An 18,073-nucleotide genomic window follows, 5' to 3' on the forward strand; every position below is an offset into this window, starting at 1 on the left:
CTGTCAACCGGGGACATTTCCGCCTTCTTTCATCCTGTCACCGGCGTGCCAGCGCCTGCAGATAAAGTTCCTCCACCTTGCGAATCATCGCCGTTTCGGTGAAATGTTGCTGCACGAATTTCTGTGCGGCTTGCGCCCGGGCGCGCGCCGTGCTGCGATCACGCAAAGTTTCCAGCAGCGCGGTTGCGAGCGCCTGGTGGTCGCCCGCCGGCACCAACAAACCATAGCGCGGCTGCGGAATGATTTCCGGGTTGCCGCCAACAGCCGTGGCCACCACCGGCACGCCGGCAGCCATCGCCTCCAAAAGCGCCATGGAGATGCCCTCCGTTTGCGAGGGCAGGCAGAATACCGTCAGCAACGGCAACAGCTCATGGGCCTGCCGGCGCTGCCCGGCAAAGATGACATGTTCGCGCAGCCCCAGGCGCGCGGCCTGCTGCTGCAACGGTTCCGCCTCCGGCCCCGCGCCCACCAGCAACAAACCGGCCCGTGGAAATTCCTGCCGCACGCGGGTCATCGCCTGCAACAACAGCGGAAAGTTCTTGCGCACTTCCAGCCGGCCGACCGCACCCAGCAGTGGCGAGAAACGCTCGAGGCCAAACTCAGCCACCAACTCGTTCTGGCGTTGCCGGTTGGTGACGAGTGGCAGCCGCAGACCGTTGTGAATGGTGACGACCTTCTCCGCGGGCAGGCAGCATTCCGCGAGCAGGCGGCGGCGCAATTGCTCGGAAACCGCAACGATGCGGCTGGTGTGCGGCGCCAGCACGCGCTCAATGCCGCGGCGCAGACGGTCGTCCACGGTAAAGGTCGAATGCTCGTGTGAGATGCGCACCGGCACACCGGCGAGCAGAGCCGCGAGGCGACCCCAGAAATTGGCGGTAAAAACGTGCGCATGCAGCACGGTGACACGATGGCTGCGCAGGAGCTGCTGCAGGCGCCCGAGCAGTCCCGGGTCAATCCCGGCTTTTTTCTGCAAGGCGATCACCGGAATGCGGCGTGCCTCCAGCTCTGCAGCGAGCACGCCCTTGTGCCGCAGGCAGCAAACCAGCGGCGTAAAGCGCCGGGGATTCAAACCGGAAACGAGATTGACCAGCACGCGCTCGGCCCCGCCCTGATCCAGGTCTTCGATGAGGTGCAGGACGCAGAGCGGGGAGGAGGGCGGTCTTTTTGCTTTTGCACGTGTCATGAATGTGGCCGATTGCAACCAGGGCAGGTGCGGTGTGTGCCTGAAAGCGATCGTCTCGCCGCTCCAACAATTCCTGAAAGTTTCCGCACGGCCCGGCCGTGGAGAATTTTCCAGACAGCCCCTAAAGAACCGGCAGGGCCTCCCTGAACCGGGGCGTCTGCTGTTTGCCCTCGTCCTGCAATCTTTCCATGAACAACTCGACCACCCGCGGCGTGCTGATGCGCTCGTCGAAAAGTTGCTGCACGCGCTGCCGGCCGGCGGCTGCCAGGGAGCGGCGCAGTTCGACATCACGAAAGAGGCGGGTGAGCGCAGCGGCGGCGGCCTCCGGATCATCGGCGGCAACAATCAACCCGGTGCGGCCCGGCTCGATCAGTTCGCCGATGGCATTCAAGGGGGTGGCGATCACGGCCACACCGCTGGCGAGCGCTTCGATGTACACATTGGGAATGCCCCAGTGCAGATAAGGCCGCGGCAGCAGGATGAATACATCCGCCCAGCGCCGCAGCGGCCGCAAGGCTTCCTGGGAAAGATAACCGGACAGCGTGACTTGCTGCTCCAGCCGGTGGCGGCGAATCAGGGATTGCAGCCGCGCCTTCTCCGGGCCTTCCCCCACGATGCGGCACTGCAGAGGCACTCCCGCACCTTTCAACACGGCACAGGCTTCAATGAGCGTGTCGAAGCCTTTGGTGTGATAGAGGGTGCCGATGGAAAGAATGCGCAGAAACGCCGCCGGCCCCTCTTTGTTTTGCGCATCCTCGTGGAAGGCGGCAAGATCGTGGCCGTGATAGATGAGCTTGATGTCGCCGCCCTTTTCCGGCACGAGCTGGGTGAGATGCACCTGGTTGTAAGCGGTGCAGGTCAGAACGAACTCGCTGGCGCGCAGCTTGTTGACCAGCATGGTGTCGTCCTCGTAGATGTCATGGGCATGCGCGGAAAAGCTGTAGCGCAGTCCGGTCAGGCGGTGAATGATCCAGGCTGCGGTCGCCGGAAACGTCGCCCAAAAGCCGTGCACCAGGGTAACGCCACGGTGCTGCGCCAGGCGGGCATAGCACACCGCCTGGGGGAAGAGCAGCAGGTTTTTGAGCAAGGTTTTGGGACGGCGCCGGCTCTCCCAAACCAGCCGCCACAACGTGCGCAGGTAGCGCGCCGGATGGCGTGCAATGAAGTAAAGCTGCGCCAGCCACACCTCCCGGGAAAGCAGGAAGGGCCGGTGAATCAGATGGGGCAGCAGCGCTTCCGCTTGCGGATGCCGCAGGCGCTGGCGTGATTTCTTGATCGAATAAATGTCGAACCGCAAGCCGGCAGCCGCCAATGCCGCCATCTCGCGCAGAATGAAGGTCTCGTCGAAACAGGGAAACTGGGAGAGCAAAAAGGCAACGCGTTGCTTGTTGATGCTGGTCATGGTTGTCACCGGCTACGCTGGCTCAGCCGCGCCGCAGGAGTGCGAGACGGCGGCGCAGGTAAGTCTTGAGGTTTTGGCGAAAGGTGGCATCGATGACCGCCACCAGGGCGAAATAGACGACGATACCCACTGCGGTTTCCGCCAGGAGATCGATCAGCGGGGTTGCGACATGCACACGGACCACCGCGAGATACATGAGCGCGCCCGCGGCCAGATACTTGCTCATCGCCATCCAGGGAAGCTGCAGCCCGAGGAAGCGCTTGGTGTAGAAGGTCACCACGACCGCCATGAACAGATAGCTCGCCAGTTTGGCGATGGCCGCGCCCAAAATTCCCAGCCGCGGGATCAACAGCCAGTTGCCGAGCAGGTTCACCAGCATCGCGCCGGTGAGGATGCCGACCAGCCGCCGGGTTTTCTTCTGGATGTAGTGGCTGGCGGCGAGAATCGGCAGGGCGCCGTTGATCATCAGGCCGACGATGGTCCACGGAATGATGGCACTGCCGGCGACGAATTTTTCCGAGGCCACCACGCGGATGAAGTTGTTGCCGACTGCGGCGCAGCCGAAAATCAGTGGCGCGGCGAAAAGCGCATAAGTGCGCAACGCGCTCTGCAGAAACTTGCGGGTCTCTTCCTTGCCTTTTTTGGCCCAGGTTTGCATGTACACCGGCATGATGGCGCTGGCAAAGGGCAGCACCACAATGTCTTTGAGATAATCGGCCAGATTGTAGGAGGCGCTGTACAGGCCCACCGCAGTGGCGTCGAGGAAAAAGTGAATCAGATAGCGGTCGCTGTAGGCCAGCAGCATTGAAAAGAACTCGAAGCCGATCAGCGGGAAACCATAAGCCAGCGCCTGCCAGAACACCACCATGGCAAAGTCCCGCCAGTGCAGCGGAGTCCGGCGCAGGCGCAACGCCAGCAGGGTCAGAAAGGCCAGACTCATGGCGAACACCTGCGCGCCGTAGAACCCGTTGAGCGTGCGGGCAATGAAAAAGAGCGTGGTCAAAATCGCGGCCAGCGTGGCATATTTGGCGAGCACGCGATAGCCGTTGAAGAGCAGGGTTTGCTGCTCGGCGCGTAAAAAAGCGAGCAACAGGCTTTCGCCGGCGCGCAGGAAGATCAAAGCGCTGCTCAGCAGCAGCAGACTGGGCAGCACACTTTCACCGAACCAAAACTCCGAAAAGCCCGTGGCCGCCACCACCCACAGCACGGTGAAGGCGGCGGCCACCGCCAGTCCGCCGAGCAGCAGCGAGGCGATGAAGGTGCGCACACTGTGCGGCTGCTGCTGTTCGGCATATTCGTTGTAATAGCGCACGACACTGTTTTGCAAGCCGCATTTGGCGCACGCCACCAGCACGAGCAGGGCATTCGAGATGAGATTCATCAGGCCGTATTCATGCACGGCAAAGATGCGGGTGGTGATCGGAAACGACACCAGCGTCGACAGCAGAATGAGAATCTCACCGATGGAGTAGTGGGAGGAGTGTCGTAAAAATCGTCCCAGTGAATGAGTCATGCAGTCGAATCAAGACTTCTCACGCAACAGATCATGGTAAAGCCGGGCATGGTTGGCCGCCATGACTGCGACACTGAAGCATTCACACACGCGGGCGCGTGCGGCTTTGCCCATTTGGGCGCGCAGCGCCGGGGAAGCCAACAGGGTGAGCAAGGCTTGTTGCAATTCCGTGACTTGAGCCGGTGCCACCAGCAGGCCGGTGACCCCGTCCACCACCTGTTCCGGGCTCCCCCCCACGCGCGTGGCGATGACCGGCAACCCCGCGGCCATCGCTTCCAAAATCGCATTTGAAAAGCCTTCGGAAAGCGAAGGCGAAACCAAAATATCCAGCGTGTGCAGCACCGCGTCGATGTCACGGCGCGCTCCCAGAAAACGCACGCGGCCGCCGATGCCGCAGGCCACCGCCAGGTTTTGCAGTTCCTGCAATTGGCCGTTTTGTGCCTCCTGGCCGCACAACAGCAGCAGGGCCTCGGGGAAACGATCGGCGATCCGGGCAAAAGCCTGCAACAAATAACGATGGCCCTTGGCCGGCCGCAGGTTGGCAACCACGCCAATGACCAGCGCCTGCGGCGGCAGGTCCAACTCGCGGCGCTTGGCCGTGCGGTCCGCGGCGCCGGCGATGCGGGCGACATCAATGCCGTTGTAAAGCAGGGTAATGGTTTCCGGCTGCCTGCCGGAACGCTGCGCCACGGCGGCACGCACCGCGAGCGAATTGGCGGTGACCGCGGTGGCGAGATGGCGGTCGACCCAATCGTTCAACCGTGTGATGTGCACGCCGTCAAAGCCGCCCAGGTCGCGATGGCTGGTGATGAGCACCGGCACACCGGCGAGTTTGCCCAACAACCCGCCCAGCACGTTGCTGGTTGCCAGAAAGGCGTGCACAATGCGCGGACGAAGCCGGCGCAGGCTGCGATACAACCTGTGGGCGGCAGGCAACGCGCGCGGCTGCACCCAATTGGCCTGCCCGATGACACACACAGCAATGCCGGCGTGCTGCAGGCGTTCCCGCAACTCTGGGTCGGCCTGCGAGAGGGCAATGACATGCGGCTGGAATTGCCGGCGGTCGAGATGCAGGACAAGCTCGATGATTTGCAGCGGCGTGCCGCCGTGCGTGAGCTTGTCGGTCAAATAAACAATTGCAACCGGCGGGACCATTGTCTGCGGGCAGGCCGTCATGAAGCCGGGGCATGGCCGCCGCGGACCGCAACGGTCACCGGCATGAAAACGGGCGCATGGGCTGCGGCGCGCTGCGCCAGCCGGCGCCGGCGCAGATAGACATACGCATAGGTGAGCGCCACCAGCACCCAATGCAACCCCACCAACTCCTCCCGCACAAAGCGGGAGCCGAAGAAGTTGACCACCATGATGCCCGGTATGCTTGCCATCCCGCCCAGCATCCAGCCACGCAGAAAGCGGTCGGCGGTGGTGCGATAGACGCGCAGCATCGTCGCGAACGGCACGAACAGAAGCAGCAGAAAACCGAGCAGGCCGAATACACCCATCTCCGCGCCCACGCGCAGGAACATGTTGTGGGCATCCATGTTGCGCTCGATATTGGCATAGGCGGGGATGGCCATGCTGAAGGTGTTGTAGCCGATGCCGGTGACCGGATGGCTCTCGATGATGCGCACCGCACCGCGCCAGATGCGCCAGCGCAAGGCCGAGCTGGTCTCGAGGTGGCGTTCCGACTCGTAGGGCGCCGGCACGCGGCCGCCCACGGACTCGTTGGCGGTTTGCAGGCGTGTGCTTTCCATGCGTTCCTGCACCGCTCCCGGTGCCCAAAATTGATAAAACGCCACGGCCAGCACCAGCGGTGGAATCATCCAGCGGTAGCGCACCAACGCCACGAACGCCAGCACCACCAGCATGCCGAGATACGCGCCGCGCGAGAGCAGCAGCAGCAGGCAGATCATTGCCAGGCCAAACAGGCCGAGCAGGAAGAGGCGGCGTTCCGGCTGCCTTTGGTGCAAGCCCAGAGTGAGCACCAGCACCGGGTAGTAAACAAAGAAGGCGGCCAGATCATTTTCGCCGCCGAAACCGAAGGGCCCGCCAATGCGGTTTTCCTCGGAAATATTCCCCCACCCCAGAGTCACCAGATCTTTGAGTGTCCACAGGGTGACCACCATGGTCATCAGCACCACCGACGTCACCAGCCGCTTGATGGCCGGGCGGCTAAAACCGGCATTGGCGATCGGAAAGAACAGCAGCATGGGGCTGAGCCAGCGCTTGAGCGGGTTGAGCTGTTCCGTCATGTAAGCGCTGCCGGCCACGCTGGCCGTCTGCAACAGCGCCGCCAGACAGAGCAGGCAGAACAGCAGCAGCGCCAAATTCATGACACTGCCGTGCAACAGGCGCCGGCGTTGCAGCATGGCATTGACGAACCAGGTGCCGAACATCGCCGCGGCCAGGGCATTGAAGAGATTGAATGTCTGCAAGGCCTGGTAGCTGTAGGGCAGGGAGGATTGCAGCGGCAGGAGCACAATCAGGCCGTGAACCAGCACCTCGTAATGCACCAGGCCCAGCACGGCGAGAATGCTGCCCAGCACCAGACCGGCGGCAATGCCCGCGGAAAACTGTGCCACCGTGAGCGCCATCAGCACGGAAACGAGCACCACCATGAGTGGATAGGACCGGCTGAGATATTCCTGTCGCAACAATGTACTCATGCCGCGCTCGTTTTCGTCCGTTCCGGCAGCAGGGTCTGGCGGCCCATCAGATAAGAGGGGAGATAGCGATCCGGGCCGTACTGTTCCTCCAGGCGCAGACGGTTGAGCACAGCGCCGAGCGCACGTACTTTCGCCCGGCGCAGCAGGGTCACCGCCTGCTGCGCCGCCGCCATCGGCGTGCGTCCGACTTCCAGCGCGAGCAGAATCAAATCGACCTCGGCGACGAGCAACAGCGGGTCGGAAATGGGCAGCAGCGGCGGTGCATCGATGATGATGACTTCGTATTGCTCGCGCAGCGAGGCGAACAGGTCCTGCATTTTGGAACTGATCGACAGCTTCTGAAAAGTGACCGGCCGCGTGCCGGTGGTGATGAAGTCGAGTGCCGCACCGTTCAGCGTCAGGCTGTTGCGCATGCTCTCCAGCCGGATTTCACCCGCCAGCCAGTTGGACAAACCGGCATCGTGCGGCACACCCAGGCGCAGGTGCATGGTGGGATGATACAGGTCGGCATCGAGCAGCAGGGTGCGTTTGCCGAAGAGGGTGTAGCTCGCGGCCAGGTTGACGGCAATGGTGGATTTCCCCTCGCCCACGCCCGGGCTGGTCACCATCACGATCTGGCAGCCCCGGCCCTCGGCCAGCGCCAGATCGGTGTTGACGCGCAGCGCGCGGAAATTTTCCGCCAGATCCGACCCCGGCTCTTCCAGCAGCACCAGCTTGTCGGCGAGATTGGCGCTGTGGCGGCGCGAGGGGCTGGCGTCCACGATGTGGCCCAGCACCGGCACCCCCAGCTTCTTTTCGACCTCCTCCGCCCTCTTCACCGAGCGGTCGATGGCTTCGCGCAGATAAGCCAGCCCCACGCCCAAAATCACGCTGATGATCGTACCCATGATCATCTTGAAGGGCCGCCGCCGCGGCACCGGCCTCAGCGGCCGTTGCGCCGGCTCAATGATGCTGACATTGAGTACCTTCTCCGCCTCCAGGCTTTGGATTTTCTCGTTGGTGCGCAGCATGGCCTGATGCGCGTCCTGCGCCACGGTCACCTCGCGCTGCAGCTTCAGCAATTCCTGCTGTTCCTCCGGCGGCTGCTCGAAAATGCGGTTGCGATACTCGTTCGCCAGCTTTTGCAGGGTCGCGATTTTGCTGACCACGTTGTTGTATTCCACCTCTGCCAGCAGGTTTTCGACGTAGAGATCATGCCAGATGATGGCGGGATCGCTCGGTTTGATGGAATCCGGCGAGGGGGTGCCGGCAAAGCTGCGCAGCTCCTGCAGGGTCGCGTCGATGTCCCGTTTCAGGCTTTGCACCTTGGGATGCCTGTCGGTGTAGAGTGCCGTGAGCGCCAGCATCTGGCTTTGCAGGTTCACCAGCCGGCGTTTCAGCTCCTCGATGCGGGGAATCTGCGATTCCATGGTGGCCAGCGCCGGCGCTTTTTCCCGGAGCTGGGCGATTTGTTGCTCGAGGGTGCGCCGCCGTTCGGCAAGCAATTCGCGCTGGCTGATGAGATCGACGATCTGATTCTCGAAACCCTCGATGCGCTCGCTGATGCGGTCCGCCTCGCGCGTTCGGGTGGCGATGCCGCGGGCGCGTTGAAACTCGGCCAGCCGCTCCTCCGCCTCCACCACGCGCTGGTAGGTCTGGCGCAGGCGGTCGCCGTAGAAGTCATGCAGCGCGTCGATGCGCTGCTGAATCGTTTCGAGATGCTGCCGGCGGAACTCCTCCCCGATGGTCTTCACCAGTTGATAGGCCTCTTCGGGATCGCCGGAGGCGACGGTGACGCGGATGACGTTGCCACCGCGATGATCGGTCTGCATGTGCTCCAGCAGATAGATCATCGCGTCGCGTTGCGCTTGGGCAACCGCGCTGGAATCGCCGCGGGCATTTCGGATCTTCACCGCCCAGGAGGACTGTGGCATGTTTTGCGCCACGGCACGGATGACGCGCGCGGCGAAGCTCTGGCTGGTGAGAATATCCATGTAGTTCCCGACGGTCAGGTCGGGGCTGACATCGATATCCGAGCTGAGCAGGCTGGTGACGGCATCATCCGTGACCGACAGCGCAATGGACGCATGATACTGCGGTTTGCTGAACAGCAGCAAAACCAGCAGCGGAAGCACCAGCGCCGCCACGGCCAGCAGCACGGTTTTGCGGTGCTTGAAGATGATGTGCCAGTGCTCCTGCAGTTGGAGTCTGTCGAAATCCATTCTGTCTGCCTCCTTGCGTGGAGAAGCTGCCAGGAGCGCCGCCGGAAAACGCAGCGCCCGCAAGCGGAGATTTAGCGGAATTGCGCGTGATGCGCCTGAATGCGGCCCGCCGGGCGGGCGGCCGGAACCCCCGGCGGCGAGAGGTTGTCGTCCGCGAAGTCGCGGTCATTGTCGGCCCCCGACTCCCCGGCTGCCTGTGGGGTGTTCACAGCATTCTCCTCCGTCACCCATCTGATTCGATCAATCACCCTGGCCCTGGAGGTGTTCTGCTGCAGCGATTGCCAGACCACCCGCCGGCATTCCCGGATATTCCCGGGCCAGTCATACTCCTGCAGCGCCGCCAGCGCTGGTGCACTGAAAGTGGCGACCGGTTCCTGGCAGTGCGCGGCGTAGCACGCCGCAAAATGTTGCACGAAATGCAGAAGGTCTTCCTTGCGCTCACGCAAGGGCGGCAACACATATGCGGTGATGGTGAGCCGGTAAAACAGATCCTGGCGAAAGTGACCGGCGGCCACCTCCTGTTCCAGAATTTTGCGCGAAGAAGCGAACACACGCAGCACCAGGTGTTTGGTCTGATGCGTCAGCGGGTGCGTCACGCTCTTTTCCTGCAGCAGTCGGAGCAGCCGCTTTTGCAGTGCGGGTGAGCTGGCCTCGACATGTTTGAGAAAGAGCGTCACCGCGACCTCGGTGGTGTCATTGTCCGCCGACCCGCGCGCCAGCGGAGTGGCAGCGGTGCAGAGGGCCATCTCCAATTTTTCCTCTGTCATAAGCGGACAGGGGATCACCGTGAACGGCGTATGCCGAAAATTTCCGGCGCTGTGAATGACGCGTGCCAGCACCTCCTTGCCGGTGCCCGCCTCCCCGCTCAGCAGCAGTGGCAGATGACTGTCCGGGCGGCGTGCTATGCGGTTGTAGAACTGGTTCAGCGAGGGATGCAGGGTATGCAGCATAAAGGCATCGACAACCTCGTTGCCCTTGTCGCGGAGCGAGGCAAGTGAAGGCGGTGGGTCAGATACGTGTGTTTGTCGTTGCAAGAGACGCGCAAGCAACTTCCATTTGATAGCCCCACTTTTTCGGCCAGGAGTGTGCCGCATGGTCCTGAATTTTCATACAAGTAATCTGCCAACGGTCGTTTGTTTTTCACCACCTTCACACGGCGCCAATTGCAGCGAGGAGTCAGTCTCGCCCTATTGATGAGGGCCTGCCCTAAGCCCCTCATTTGCCTGTCTATTGCTTACCTGCAGTCCACGGTTGTTGCGGACTGAGGCAGGGCAGCCCGCTGGAGTTTGTTGTAAACTCTTTCTGCGCGTGGACGTGGCTGCAGGAAGCCGTCTCAAACAGATAGACCAGCGACTTGCCGTCCTGGCCCTGAAACACCACGTGCGGCGCATGGTGGCGCAGAAAGTCCATGATTTCGACGGAGATGTGCAGTTCGGCTTCAGTGTAGGGCGAGGCCGTGATGACCCAAATGCGCCGCCCGGCGTGCTGTGCGATTACGGTTTTCAGGTCGGTGAGATTTGAAATCACCTGGGTCCCGGTATAGATATCGAAATAATTCCCGCCCTGGCGATACGTTTGCGGCACGAAGGCGTCGGAGCGCAGCCAGAAATCAATATGACCGGCGTAGTAGCTTTGCGCCAGCCAATCCATCGCGATGATGACATCTCCCTGCTGTTGGTGGCGCCGGACAAATTCGCCGGGGTGCACGTGATCCGGCATGATGCGAAAATGCGAGCCGGGTGCGGAGCGGCGGTCAACCGGACTGCCATAAGTGCGGGCCAGCAGATTGACCAGCCGCGCGGGATACAATTGCTCACTGAGCCCAAGAAATGCTACTGCCGCCAGGAGACCGGTTAACGCACGCTGCCAGCGCCGGGTCATTAACCCATTTGCGCGGACAAATGCGAACACGCTCCCCAAAACGTAAGCATGAAGCAACACGAACAGCGGATTGAGATGGAAATTCAGACGATATTCCACCCAATGGGTCTTGATATACCCCGTGGCCAGCATCGGCAAAACGAAAGCCAGAGAGATGAAATGCGCGGCCGTTGTGCCGGTCAGCGCGCGACCGGCATGAAACAACCAGATCAGCCCGGCCAGCACCAACAGGGACATCTTCGGGAAGGTGGACAAAAAACCGAGAAAATAAAGCTTGGGCAGTCCAAGCTGCATCTTGAGCAGGGCACGCAGCCGTTCCAGAGTCGTGACTCCGGCCTCAGCAGCCAAACCCGTGCGCCAGCCGTGCGCCAGCCAGAAAATGAACATCACGGCAGTTAGGGCGAGTGCCAGCTTGACGCCCGGCTCCCGCAAACCGTGCCAGCCCTTGCCGTTGAAAAACAAATAAACGACAATCAGCAGAAGTGCCAGTGTCAAGTGCCGGCCGCAGGCGGCAAAAAACACTGCCACCGGCAGGAACCAACCCCTGGACAAAAGCATCGTTGTGTCGATGCGCCGCATTTTTGCCCAAATGACCAGCAAGATCAGCAGCAACGCTATCGGCCACAAGTCCAGGAAGACCCGGGCGGGCAACAGCCCATAGAACTTGCTCCAAAAAGTGCTGAGCAGGTTGGTGGAAGCGGGCGTGTCGCGCTCACCGTGCCGCGCGCCGGGAATGTCAAAGCCGTATTGCACCACGACAAAATGCAAACCCGCCAATATCAGCAACGCCAGAGCCGCGCCAAACAGGCGCAGGCGCGTGCGCAGCGGCCCTCCGGCACGGATGCCCAGGGCGAAATACAGCAACGCCAGGGTGAGGCCCAACTCGTGAAAGAAGATCGTCAGGCCGGCGCACACCAGACTGACGCGATACCAGAAGGTTTCACCCTGCACCGCGCCGCGGTACATGGCATAGAGGGTGAGCAGAAACATGAAGGTAAAGCCCGCATACATCCGGGCATGCCGCGCGAATTCGAAATCCCAATAGGAAAAAGTCAGCAGAAAGGCGGCGAGCAATCCGGCTTGGGTGGAGAACAGGCGCCTGCCCAGCAGGTAAACGAGCACGATCGTGCCGCTGCTGAACAGGACGCTGGGCAGGCGCAGGGCCCACTCATTCATTCCCCAAATCAGCGAAGACAGGGCGCACAAATACAGCGTGGGCAGCCCGCGAAAGTAAATCATACCCGAGGGAAAACGCGGATAACCGTATTCCAGGATGCCCTGTACTGCCAGGGCGGTGATGGACTCGTCTCCCCAAAAGTTGAGATGCCCAAGATTGATCAAGCGCAGCACCGCGCCTGTGCCCGCCATCAGGGCCACCAAAAATCCCGCTGCATTCTGTCTGTGCATGAGTTGATCGGTTCTCAGGTAAGAGGCTGGTGTCGCCGCCATTTCCCCGTTGTGCGGCTGTGCCGACAGGCGGCACAATTCATTTGGAAAGTACCAGCGCGGGGGAGGAATTGGCGAAGAGCATGCCTGAATCATTATCCTCTCGTAATTTTTCCAACCGGTGACTTGCGCCGGCAGGCGGCTGGTTGTTAAGCAAAATTTGTTTGCCTGGACTGCGGGAAATGAATAATGTGCACCGGCGGCGCGCCCTGCAGCAGTCACAACGATGCCGCGGGTCCGCCTTGCATCACAAGGTGGCAGTCTTTTGGACGAGTGCCGGGCCGCACGCGATTGGGGCTTGTCAAAGCAGCATCATGGGCGCAGCAAATCACCGCAACGACGAGGAGTGTTGTTGTGAAGCTTGTTTGCAAACCGGAAATGGTTGTGTGGCTGGGAAGTTTTTTGCTGGTTATCTCGGGGCATGTTCATGGCCAAGGCGGGCTCGCCCGGGCCGGCGGTATGATTACTTCGCATGATCCCCTGCCGGAGCCGGCGCTGGCCAAGCCGGCACGCGGGGTGCGTTTTCAAGATCCCGTGTTTGGCACCACCATCATGCGGCTGACGGATGCGGCGGCGCAGGGCAGCGACGGCTTCATTTGCTATTATCCCAAACTCGATCCCTTCAATGCGGATGAATCCCGCATCCTGGTTTATCGCCGCGGTGGGGAATGGCATCTGTATGCGATTGACGGCACCTATCTGCAGCGTGCACCGGTGAAGAACACCCAAACCGATCCGCAGCCGCGCTGGCATCCCACCGACCCCGATCTACTCTACTGGTTTGATGCCAGCAGGATCATGGTGCACAATTTCGCCACCCGACAAACCAGCGTGGTGCACACCTTTCCCGAATATCAGTTCATCACCACTTTCGATGAAGGCAATTTCAGCCGCGACGGCCGCTACTGGGGAATCGCCGGCAGGAACTGGCCGTGGGCCACGGGCTTGCAGGAATTTTTTCTTTTCGATCTCGTCACCCGCCAGCGCGTGGGCGCGACCATTGCCGCCACCGGTCACGCGGTGGATTGGGTGAGTGCTTCGCCCTCGGGCAAGTATCTTGTCGTCCTGGTGGGTGCCCCGCACGGCGACGGGCAATGGCAGGGCCTGGATGTCTATCGCGCCCCCACCCTCGAACTCATGCCCTTTGCTTATTATCCCTACAGCGATCACGCCGACCTGGGTTATGATGAAGCCGGCCGGGAAGTCTTTGTCACCGACAATGCCGAAGCCACTTATCCCGACCGCCTGCGCCATCTCGAAAAATACCGCCTGGATAATGGCGAAAAAACCGATCTGCTGGGCTGTGCCTGGGGCCTGAGCCGCCTGGTCTCCTGCCGCAACTATGACGTGCCCGGCTGGGCGATCATCAGCACCTACAGTGTGCCCGAGCACCTCGCGGATGAAAAAGTCCATCCTTTTGATGACGAAATCTTTGCGGTGAAGCTGGACGGCTCGCGCCAGGTCCGCCGCATCGCACATCATCGCAGCCAGCGCTTCTCGGCGGGCAACTACTCCTACAACAACTATTGGGATCAACCCAACGCCGTGATTTCCCGCAGCGGCAAATTCATTCTCTTCAGCAGCAATTGGCGCCAGCTCGGCGCACCGCAGGATGTTTATCTCATCGATCTGCGCGAGCAGGCCGGCTGGATTGCCGGACTGCCGCCCGATGACAAGGCCCCGCTGCCGCCGCAAAACGTTTCGGTGCACTGAGGCGGGCAACGGTGCCGGCGCGACCGACGGCCATCATTCATTGCGCGATTTCAGCATGCGGCGGAAGGAAAACAGCGAGTGGGAGGAAGTGGCGGGCGCAGCAGGTTGCTCCCGCTGCAGCGATTGCTCCAGCGCAACCTGCAACGCGGCCTCCAGCTCTTCCAGGCTTTTGAAGCGGCGCAGCAGGGAGCGGTCACCGGCGCGCTCGATGATGCTGACGAGAATCCCCGGAATTTCCGCTTGCAATGCGGCGAGCGAGGGGGGCGGAAGCTGGTGAATATCGGCCGGGCTGGCCAGCTCCTCCTGCTTGGCAAAGGGCGGCTCACCCGTCACCAATTCATACAAGATCATCCCGATCGCATAGATATCACCGGCGGGCGCCAGCGTGCCGTGCAGCAGCCATTCTGGTGCACGATAGCGCCAGCTTGTGCCGGACAACCGTTTCCCCGGCGCGGGTGTTTCAACGAACTCCGGCACGAAGAAGTCGGTGATCTTGAGCTCGCCGTTGGCCATCAGCCAAATGTTGGAGGGTTTGAGATTGCCGTGCACAATGTTCTGCCGGTGCGTTTGCAGCAACACCCGGCAAATCTTGATGCCAATGGCCGAGGTCTCAAAGGGCGAGAAGCGGCCTTTGTTGGCCAGGCTTTGCGCGAGGGATGAGCCTTCGAGATATTCCCGCACATAGTAAAACAGGCCATCCTGAAAGCCGAGATCGTAGAGCAGCGCCAGCCCGGGTTGCTCGAGGCGGCCGAGGCGCTGCAGCGTCTTGATCATTTCTTCGCGCAGGCTGCGATCTTTTGAAAGCTGCAGACTGCGCTGCGGGCTGAGCGCCTTGAGGATGACGCGCCGCTCCAGTTGCCGGTCGCGGCCGCGGTAGGTGCCGGCGAATCCGTTGTGGCGCAGCCGCTCCAGCACCAGAAATTTTCCCAGGGGATGGCTGCGTTTCTCATCGACATAATCCAGGGGGTTATACCAGACTGCTTCATAGGCCTCGACCCGGAATCCCGGCAACTCGGAGACATAAGTGCCGCCCGGGCGCGCCGCCACTGCGTCCGGGTTCAATTCCCGCTCATAAAAGCCGCGTTCGAGCAGCAGGCGACTGCTGCCGGCCGGCTGGGTCTGGCCGGCTGCGGTCGACCGCGCCACCAGCAGATTGAGCGCGAGATGCAGCGCCGCGAGTGCCTGCGCCGCCGAGGCGGCTTCCGGGGGCACGGCATGCACCACCATCGAAACGGCCAGCCGGCTGACTTCCGGGACGGAAAAGTTGTAGTTTTCGATTTTGTGCAGCAGGGCGACGCCGGCTTGCGCCAGGGGCAAGGATTCGCCAGCCACGGCAATCAGACCATCGCTGAGCGTGAAACAGACGGCCGCCACCGCCTTGCCGAGAAACTTGGCGGAGAAATTCAAGAAGCGACCGGCGAGGTTCTCCGCCAGTTGCGGACTGGTTTGTTGTGCAATTTTTTCCAGATTGTCGATCTGAAGCACCAGCACGCGCAGCGTGGCGCCGGGGAGCTGCAGGCGGGAGGCATCCATTCCCAAATCCGAAGCCAGCCGCGAAAACAGTTCACCCGCCAAACCGGCGGCGGTGAGCGGCACGCCGGCCTCGCTGGCATTGGCAGGCTCGATGAGCGGCGGTGACGCCGGCAGCGGTGTGGCCGATTGTTGGTCGAGCAAGCGCGATTCGATCAGACGCAAAGCATGCTGCAACCGGCAAAACTCCCGTACCAGGCTGATACTGTTCAGCCTGCCATGCGCCGCCAGCGCACGATTGATGATCTGCGCTGCCGCGGGTGGATAGGCGACGCCCTCCGGCTCGCGGTGGATGCGCATAGCCGTGATTACACCGAGCAGGCGGTGAATCAGCTCGCGGTGCGGGCTGACAGCGGCGAGACGCTCCAGCAGGCTCTCGGCTTCGCTTTCGCGGCCGAGTTGCCAGGCGAGCTGCTGCAGCCGCGACAAGTTGTCCGCCTCCCGGCCGCGCTCCAATTGCACCACTTGTTTGAGCGCTTCATAAGCATGCGGCAGTTGATTTTGGCTGTGGAAATAAACAAAGAAGGCCTGATAGATTTCCTTTTCGAAGGGCGGTTGAAACGCCAGCGCGCGTTGATAGACCCGAAAGGAGAATTCGTCGCGCACATGCTGCGCCAGCAGCAACTGGCAGAGTTTCAGGCACAGCCCCTCCTCGTGCGGAAACAGCTCGAAAGCACGCGCATAGGCGGCCTTGGCCGCCGGCGAATAATCGCGGCGTGCGAGATGGGCAAGGGCGAGTTTGTGGAAAATCTCCGGCGACTCGGCGCCAGCCTGCCGCAATTGTTCGAGTTTCTCGATGGCCTCGGCGTACTGGCCCCGGCTGTAGTAGGCCTCGGCGAGTGTTTGCAGAATGGCAATGAGACGACTGGCCTGTGGGGGTAAATTGGTCATCGCAAGTGTGAACGCGCAACGAGGTGTCCTTAGTTCTGCCGGTTGAATTCCAATGGTTTGACGTCGCCCTCCAGCACTTTGATGTTTGCGCGTTGATGCATGATGCGACCCAGACTGTCTTTGATCGCGATGGTATACTGGCCCGGGCGCAGGAAGAAGCCGACATCGGCGACCTGGCGCACCGGCCCGATCAACGTCTCATTGACAAACAGCAGCGCACCGTTGTAGCGCGGCCGGTTCAAGCCGGGCAGATAGATGCGGCCGCCGGCTTGCGGCACCAGGCTGGTGGTTTGTGCCGTGAGGCTGTTTTCATCCCTGCGCTCGATGACATTGGGAAAAGCATTCGGCGTCTCTTCGGTCGCAGCCGTCTCGGCGGCCGGCAGCGGGTAGGAGTCGCCGGCGCCTGCCGTCGCTGCGGTTGCCTGTGCTCGCAGGGAATCGCTCTCGGCATTTTTGCCGGGCGCTGTTGTCTGCGCCTCCGCGTCTGCCGCTGTGCCGGGAGCGGACGGTTGCGCGGGCAGGTCAAACAGGCTGCTGTCGAGCTGCACCACGGTAATGCCGTCGCGGGTATTGGAATCACTCGCCGGCAGCAGCCCGGCATGGGTTTCCCCGCCGCTTTCGCCCGAAGCGTCGGCCTCGCCGTGATGGTTGAAAAACGAACGCATCACGCCAAAACCCGAGGCCGCCAGGAGCAGGAGCAACACGCCCGCCACCAGCAAGCGCCGCGGCGAACGCATTCGCCGTTGCGGCGAGGCGTGCGGCACTTCGGCATGGCGATACTGTTTCTTGATGAAGCGGTCCTCCAGCGGCATGAGCTTGGCCGGCTCATTGGGGATGGTCATTTTGGCTTCCCCCCAGGGCGAGGCCTTGTTCGACACTTTGCGCACGCGCGCGGCGGCCGCGGTGATGTTATCGGAACCATTGACCTCTTTGGCGTGCTGCACCAGTTGCTCCAGGCACTTCTGCAGGCCGGAATCGTCGCGCGGCGCGAGCGCTTTGAGAATCTCCTGCTCCGGCAGAGCGTTGTGCAAGCCGTCGGTGCACAGCAGGAAGGTGGTGTTGGAGGTGAGCGGAAACCATTGCACGTCGATCTTGACCGAGGGATGGGTGCCGAGCGCGCGCGTCAGGACGTTTTTCTTGCGGAAATGATGCGCCTGCTCCGCGCTGATGTCACGGTCCTGCAACAGTTCATTGATCCAACTGTGATCCTCGGTGAGCGCTTGAATCTTCTCGCGCGTCAGGCGGTAGATGCGGCTGTCACCAACATGCACCACACAGGCGGAATGATCGGAGAAGGCCATGGCGGCGAGCGTGGTGCCCATGCCGCGCAGCGAGGGATCCTGTTCGGCCATCAGGTAGAGGCGGCGGTTGGCCAGGCGCGCGCCCAACACCAGTCGCAGGGCCAGCACCGGCAGGCGGTCGGTGATGTCCTGCCCCAGGCGCGCGATTTCCGCGAGGTCGGGGTAAAGGAAGATGTCACGCATGGTTTCCCCGGCCACGCGGCTGGCGGTTTCGCCGGCTTTATGTCCGCCCATGCCGTCGCACACGATGATGAGGTTCTTCTTCCTGGAATAGTAGAAGAAATCCTCGTTGCTTTCCCGTACTGTGCCGCGATCGGTGGCAGCCGCCATCAATATTTCCATGACA

11 protein-coding genes are annotated in these 18,073 nt (G+C 61.8%); 1 reads left to right on the plus strand and 10 read right to left on the minus strand.

Going from position 1 to position 18,073, the window contains the following annotated elements:
- Positions 1 to 37: 37 nt before the first annotated feature.
- The 8 genes from ONB52_17785 to ONB52_17820 form a co-directional block, all read right to left on the minus strand.
- Positions 38 to 1,183 carry a glycosyltransferase gene (locus ONB52_17785; GenBank protein ID MDZ7417986.1) on the minus strand — a complete coding sequence of 382 codons (1,146 nt, stop codon included), beginning with the start codon at positions 1,181 to 1,183 and terminating at the stop codon, positions 38 to 40.
- Between the two features lie 121 nt (positions 1,184 to 1,304).
- Positions 1,305 to 2,585, minus strand: coding sequence for a glycosyltransferase (locus tag ONB52_17790; protein MDZ7417987.1), 1,281 nt, complete (start codon positions 2,583 to 2,585; stop codon positions 1,305 to 1,307).
- 22 nt (positions 2,586 to 2,607) lie between these two features.
- A complete protein-coding gene (locus ONB52_17795) occupies positions 2,608 to 4,098 on the minus strand; it encodes an oligosaccharide flippase family protein (GenBank protein ID MDZ7417988.1) in 1,491 nt (496 codons plus the stop codon).
- A 9-nt stretch (positions 4,099 to 4,107) separates the two neighbouring features.
- Positions 4,108 to 5,226, minus strand: a complete 1,119-nt coding sequence (locus ONB52_17800; GenBank protein MDZ7417989.1) for a glycosyltransferase family 4 protein — start codon at positions 5,224 to 5,226, stop codon at positions 4,108 to 4,110.
- A 44-nt stretch (positions 5,227 to 5,270) separates the two neighbouring features.
- The gene (locus ONB52_17805; protein MDZ7417990.1) at positions 5,271 to 6,764 is read right to left on the minus strand and encodes an O-antigen ligase family protein; all 1,494 of its coding nucleotides are present in this window, start codon (positions 6,762 to 6,764) and stop codon (positions 5,271 to 5,273) included.
- Positions 6,761 to 8,965, minus strand: a complete 2,205-nt coding sequence (locus ONB52_17810; GenBank protein ID MDZ7417991.1) for a P-loop NTPase — start codon at positions 8,963 to 8,965, stop codon at positions 6,761 to 6,763. The genes ONB52_17805 and ONB52_17810 overlap by 4 nt, the downstream gene beginning before the upstream one ends.
- Positions 8,966 to 9,036: 71 nt before the next feature.
- Positions 9,037 to 9,915, minus strand: a complete 879-nt coding sequence (locus tag ONB52_17815) for a sigma 54-interacting transcriptional regulator (GenBank protein MDZ7417992.1) — start codon at positions 9,913 to 9,915, stop codon at positions 9,037 to 9,039.
- Positions 9,916 to 10,192: 277 nt separating this feature from the next.
- Entirely contained in the window at positions 10,193 to 12,253 is a 2,061-nt protein-coding gene (locus tag ONB52_17820) for a glycosyltransferase family 39 protein (protein ID MDZ7417993.1), read from the minus strand.
- A gap of 498 nt (positions 12,254 to 12,751) precedes the next feature.
- Here ONB52_17820 and ONB52_17825 point away from each other — a divergent pair, with 498 nt between their 5' ends.
- The gene (locus ONB52_17825) at positions 12,752 to 14,005 is read left to right on the plus strand and encodes a hypothetical protein (GenBank protein MDZ7417994.1); all 1,254 of its coding nucleotides are present in this window, start codon (positions 12,752 to 12,754) and stop codon (positions 14,003 to 14,005) included.
- 33 nt (positions 14,006 to 14,038) lie between these two features.
- Here the strand turns inward: ONB52_17825 and ONB52_17830 are convergent, their stop codons facing one another.
- Together ONB52_17830 and ONB52_17835 are read right to left on the minus strand one after the other, a co-directional pair.
- Positions 14,039 to 16,426 carry a protein kinase gene (locus ONB52_17830; GenBank protein MDZ7417995.1) on the minus strand — a complete coding sequence of 796 codons (2,388 nt, stop codon included), beginning with the start codon at positions 16,424 to 16,426 and terminating at the stop codon, positions 14,039 to 14,041.
- A gap of 29 nt (positions 16,427 to 16,455) precedes the next feature.
- Positions 16,456 to 18,069: a protein phosphatase 2C domain-containing protein gene (locus ONB52_17835; protein ID MDZ7417996.1), complete on the minus strand. Its 1,614-nt coding sequence runs from the start codon at positions 18,067 to 18,069 to the stop codon at positions 16,456 to 16,458.
- Between the last annotated feature and the right edge of the window lie 4 nt (positions 18,070 to 18,073).

Source organism: candidate division KSB1 bacterium, from assembly GCA_034506255.1.
Classification (GTDB): Bacteria; Zhuqueibacterota; Zhuqueibacteria; order Zhuqueibacterales; family Zhuqueibacteraceae; genus Coneutiohabitans; species Coneutiohabitans thermophilus.

Bases quoted from the DNA above. Each gene is read 5' to 3' on its own strand.
- ONB52_17785 (MDZ7417986.1), bottom strand. From the start codon at position 1,183: ATGACACGTGCAAAAGCAAAAAGACCGCCCTCCTCCCCGCTCTGCGTC.
- ONB52_17790 (MDZ7417987.1), bottom strand. From the start codon at position 2,585: ATGACCAGCATCAACAAGCAACGCGTTGCCTTTTTGCTCTCCCAGTTT.
- ONB52_17795 (MDZ7417988.1), bottom strand. From the start codon at position 4,098: ATGACTCATTCACTGGGACGATTTTTACGACACTCCTCCCACTACTCC.
- ONB52_17805 (MDZ7417990.1), bottom strand. From the start codon at position 6,764: ATGAGTACATTGTTGCGACAGGAATATCTCAGCCGGTCCTATCCACTC.
- ONB52_17810 (MDZ7417991.1), bottom strand. From the start codon at position 8,965: ATGGATTTCGACAGACTCCAACTGCAGGAGCACTGGCACATCATCTTC.
- ONB52_17815 (MDZ7417992.1), bottom strand. From the start codon at position 9,915: ATGCTGCATACCCTGCATCCCTCGCTGAACCAGTTCTACAACCGCATA.
- ONB52_17820 (MDZ7417993.1), bottom strand. From the start codon at position 12,253: ATGCACAGACAGAATGCAGCGGGATTTTTGGTGGCCCTGATGGCGGGC.
- ONB52_17825 (MDZ7417994.1), top strand. From the start codon at position 12,752: ATGATTACTTCGCATGATCCCCTGCCGGAGCCGGCGCTGGCCAAGCCG.
- ONB52_17830 (MDZ7417995.1), bottom strand. From the start codon at position 16,426: ATGACCAATTTACCCCCACAGGCCAGTCGTCTCATTGCCATTCTGCAA.
- ONB52_17835 (MDZ7417996.1), bottom strand. From the start codon at position 18,069: ATGGAAATATTGATGGCGGCTGCCACCGATCGCGGCACAGTACGGGAA.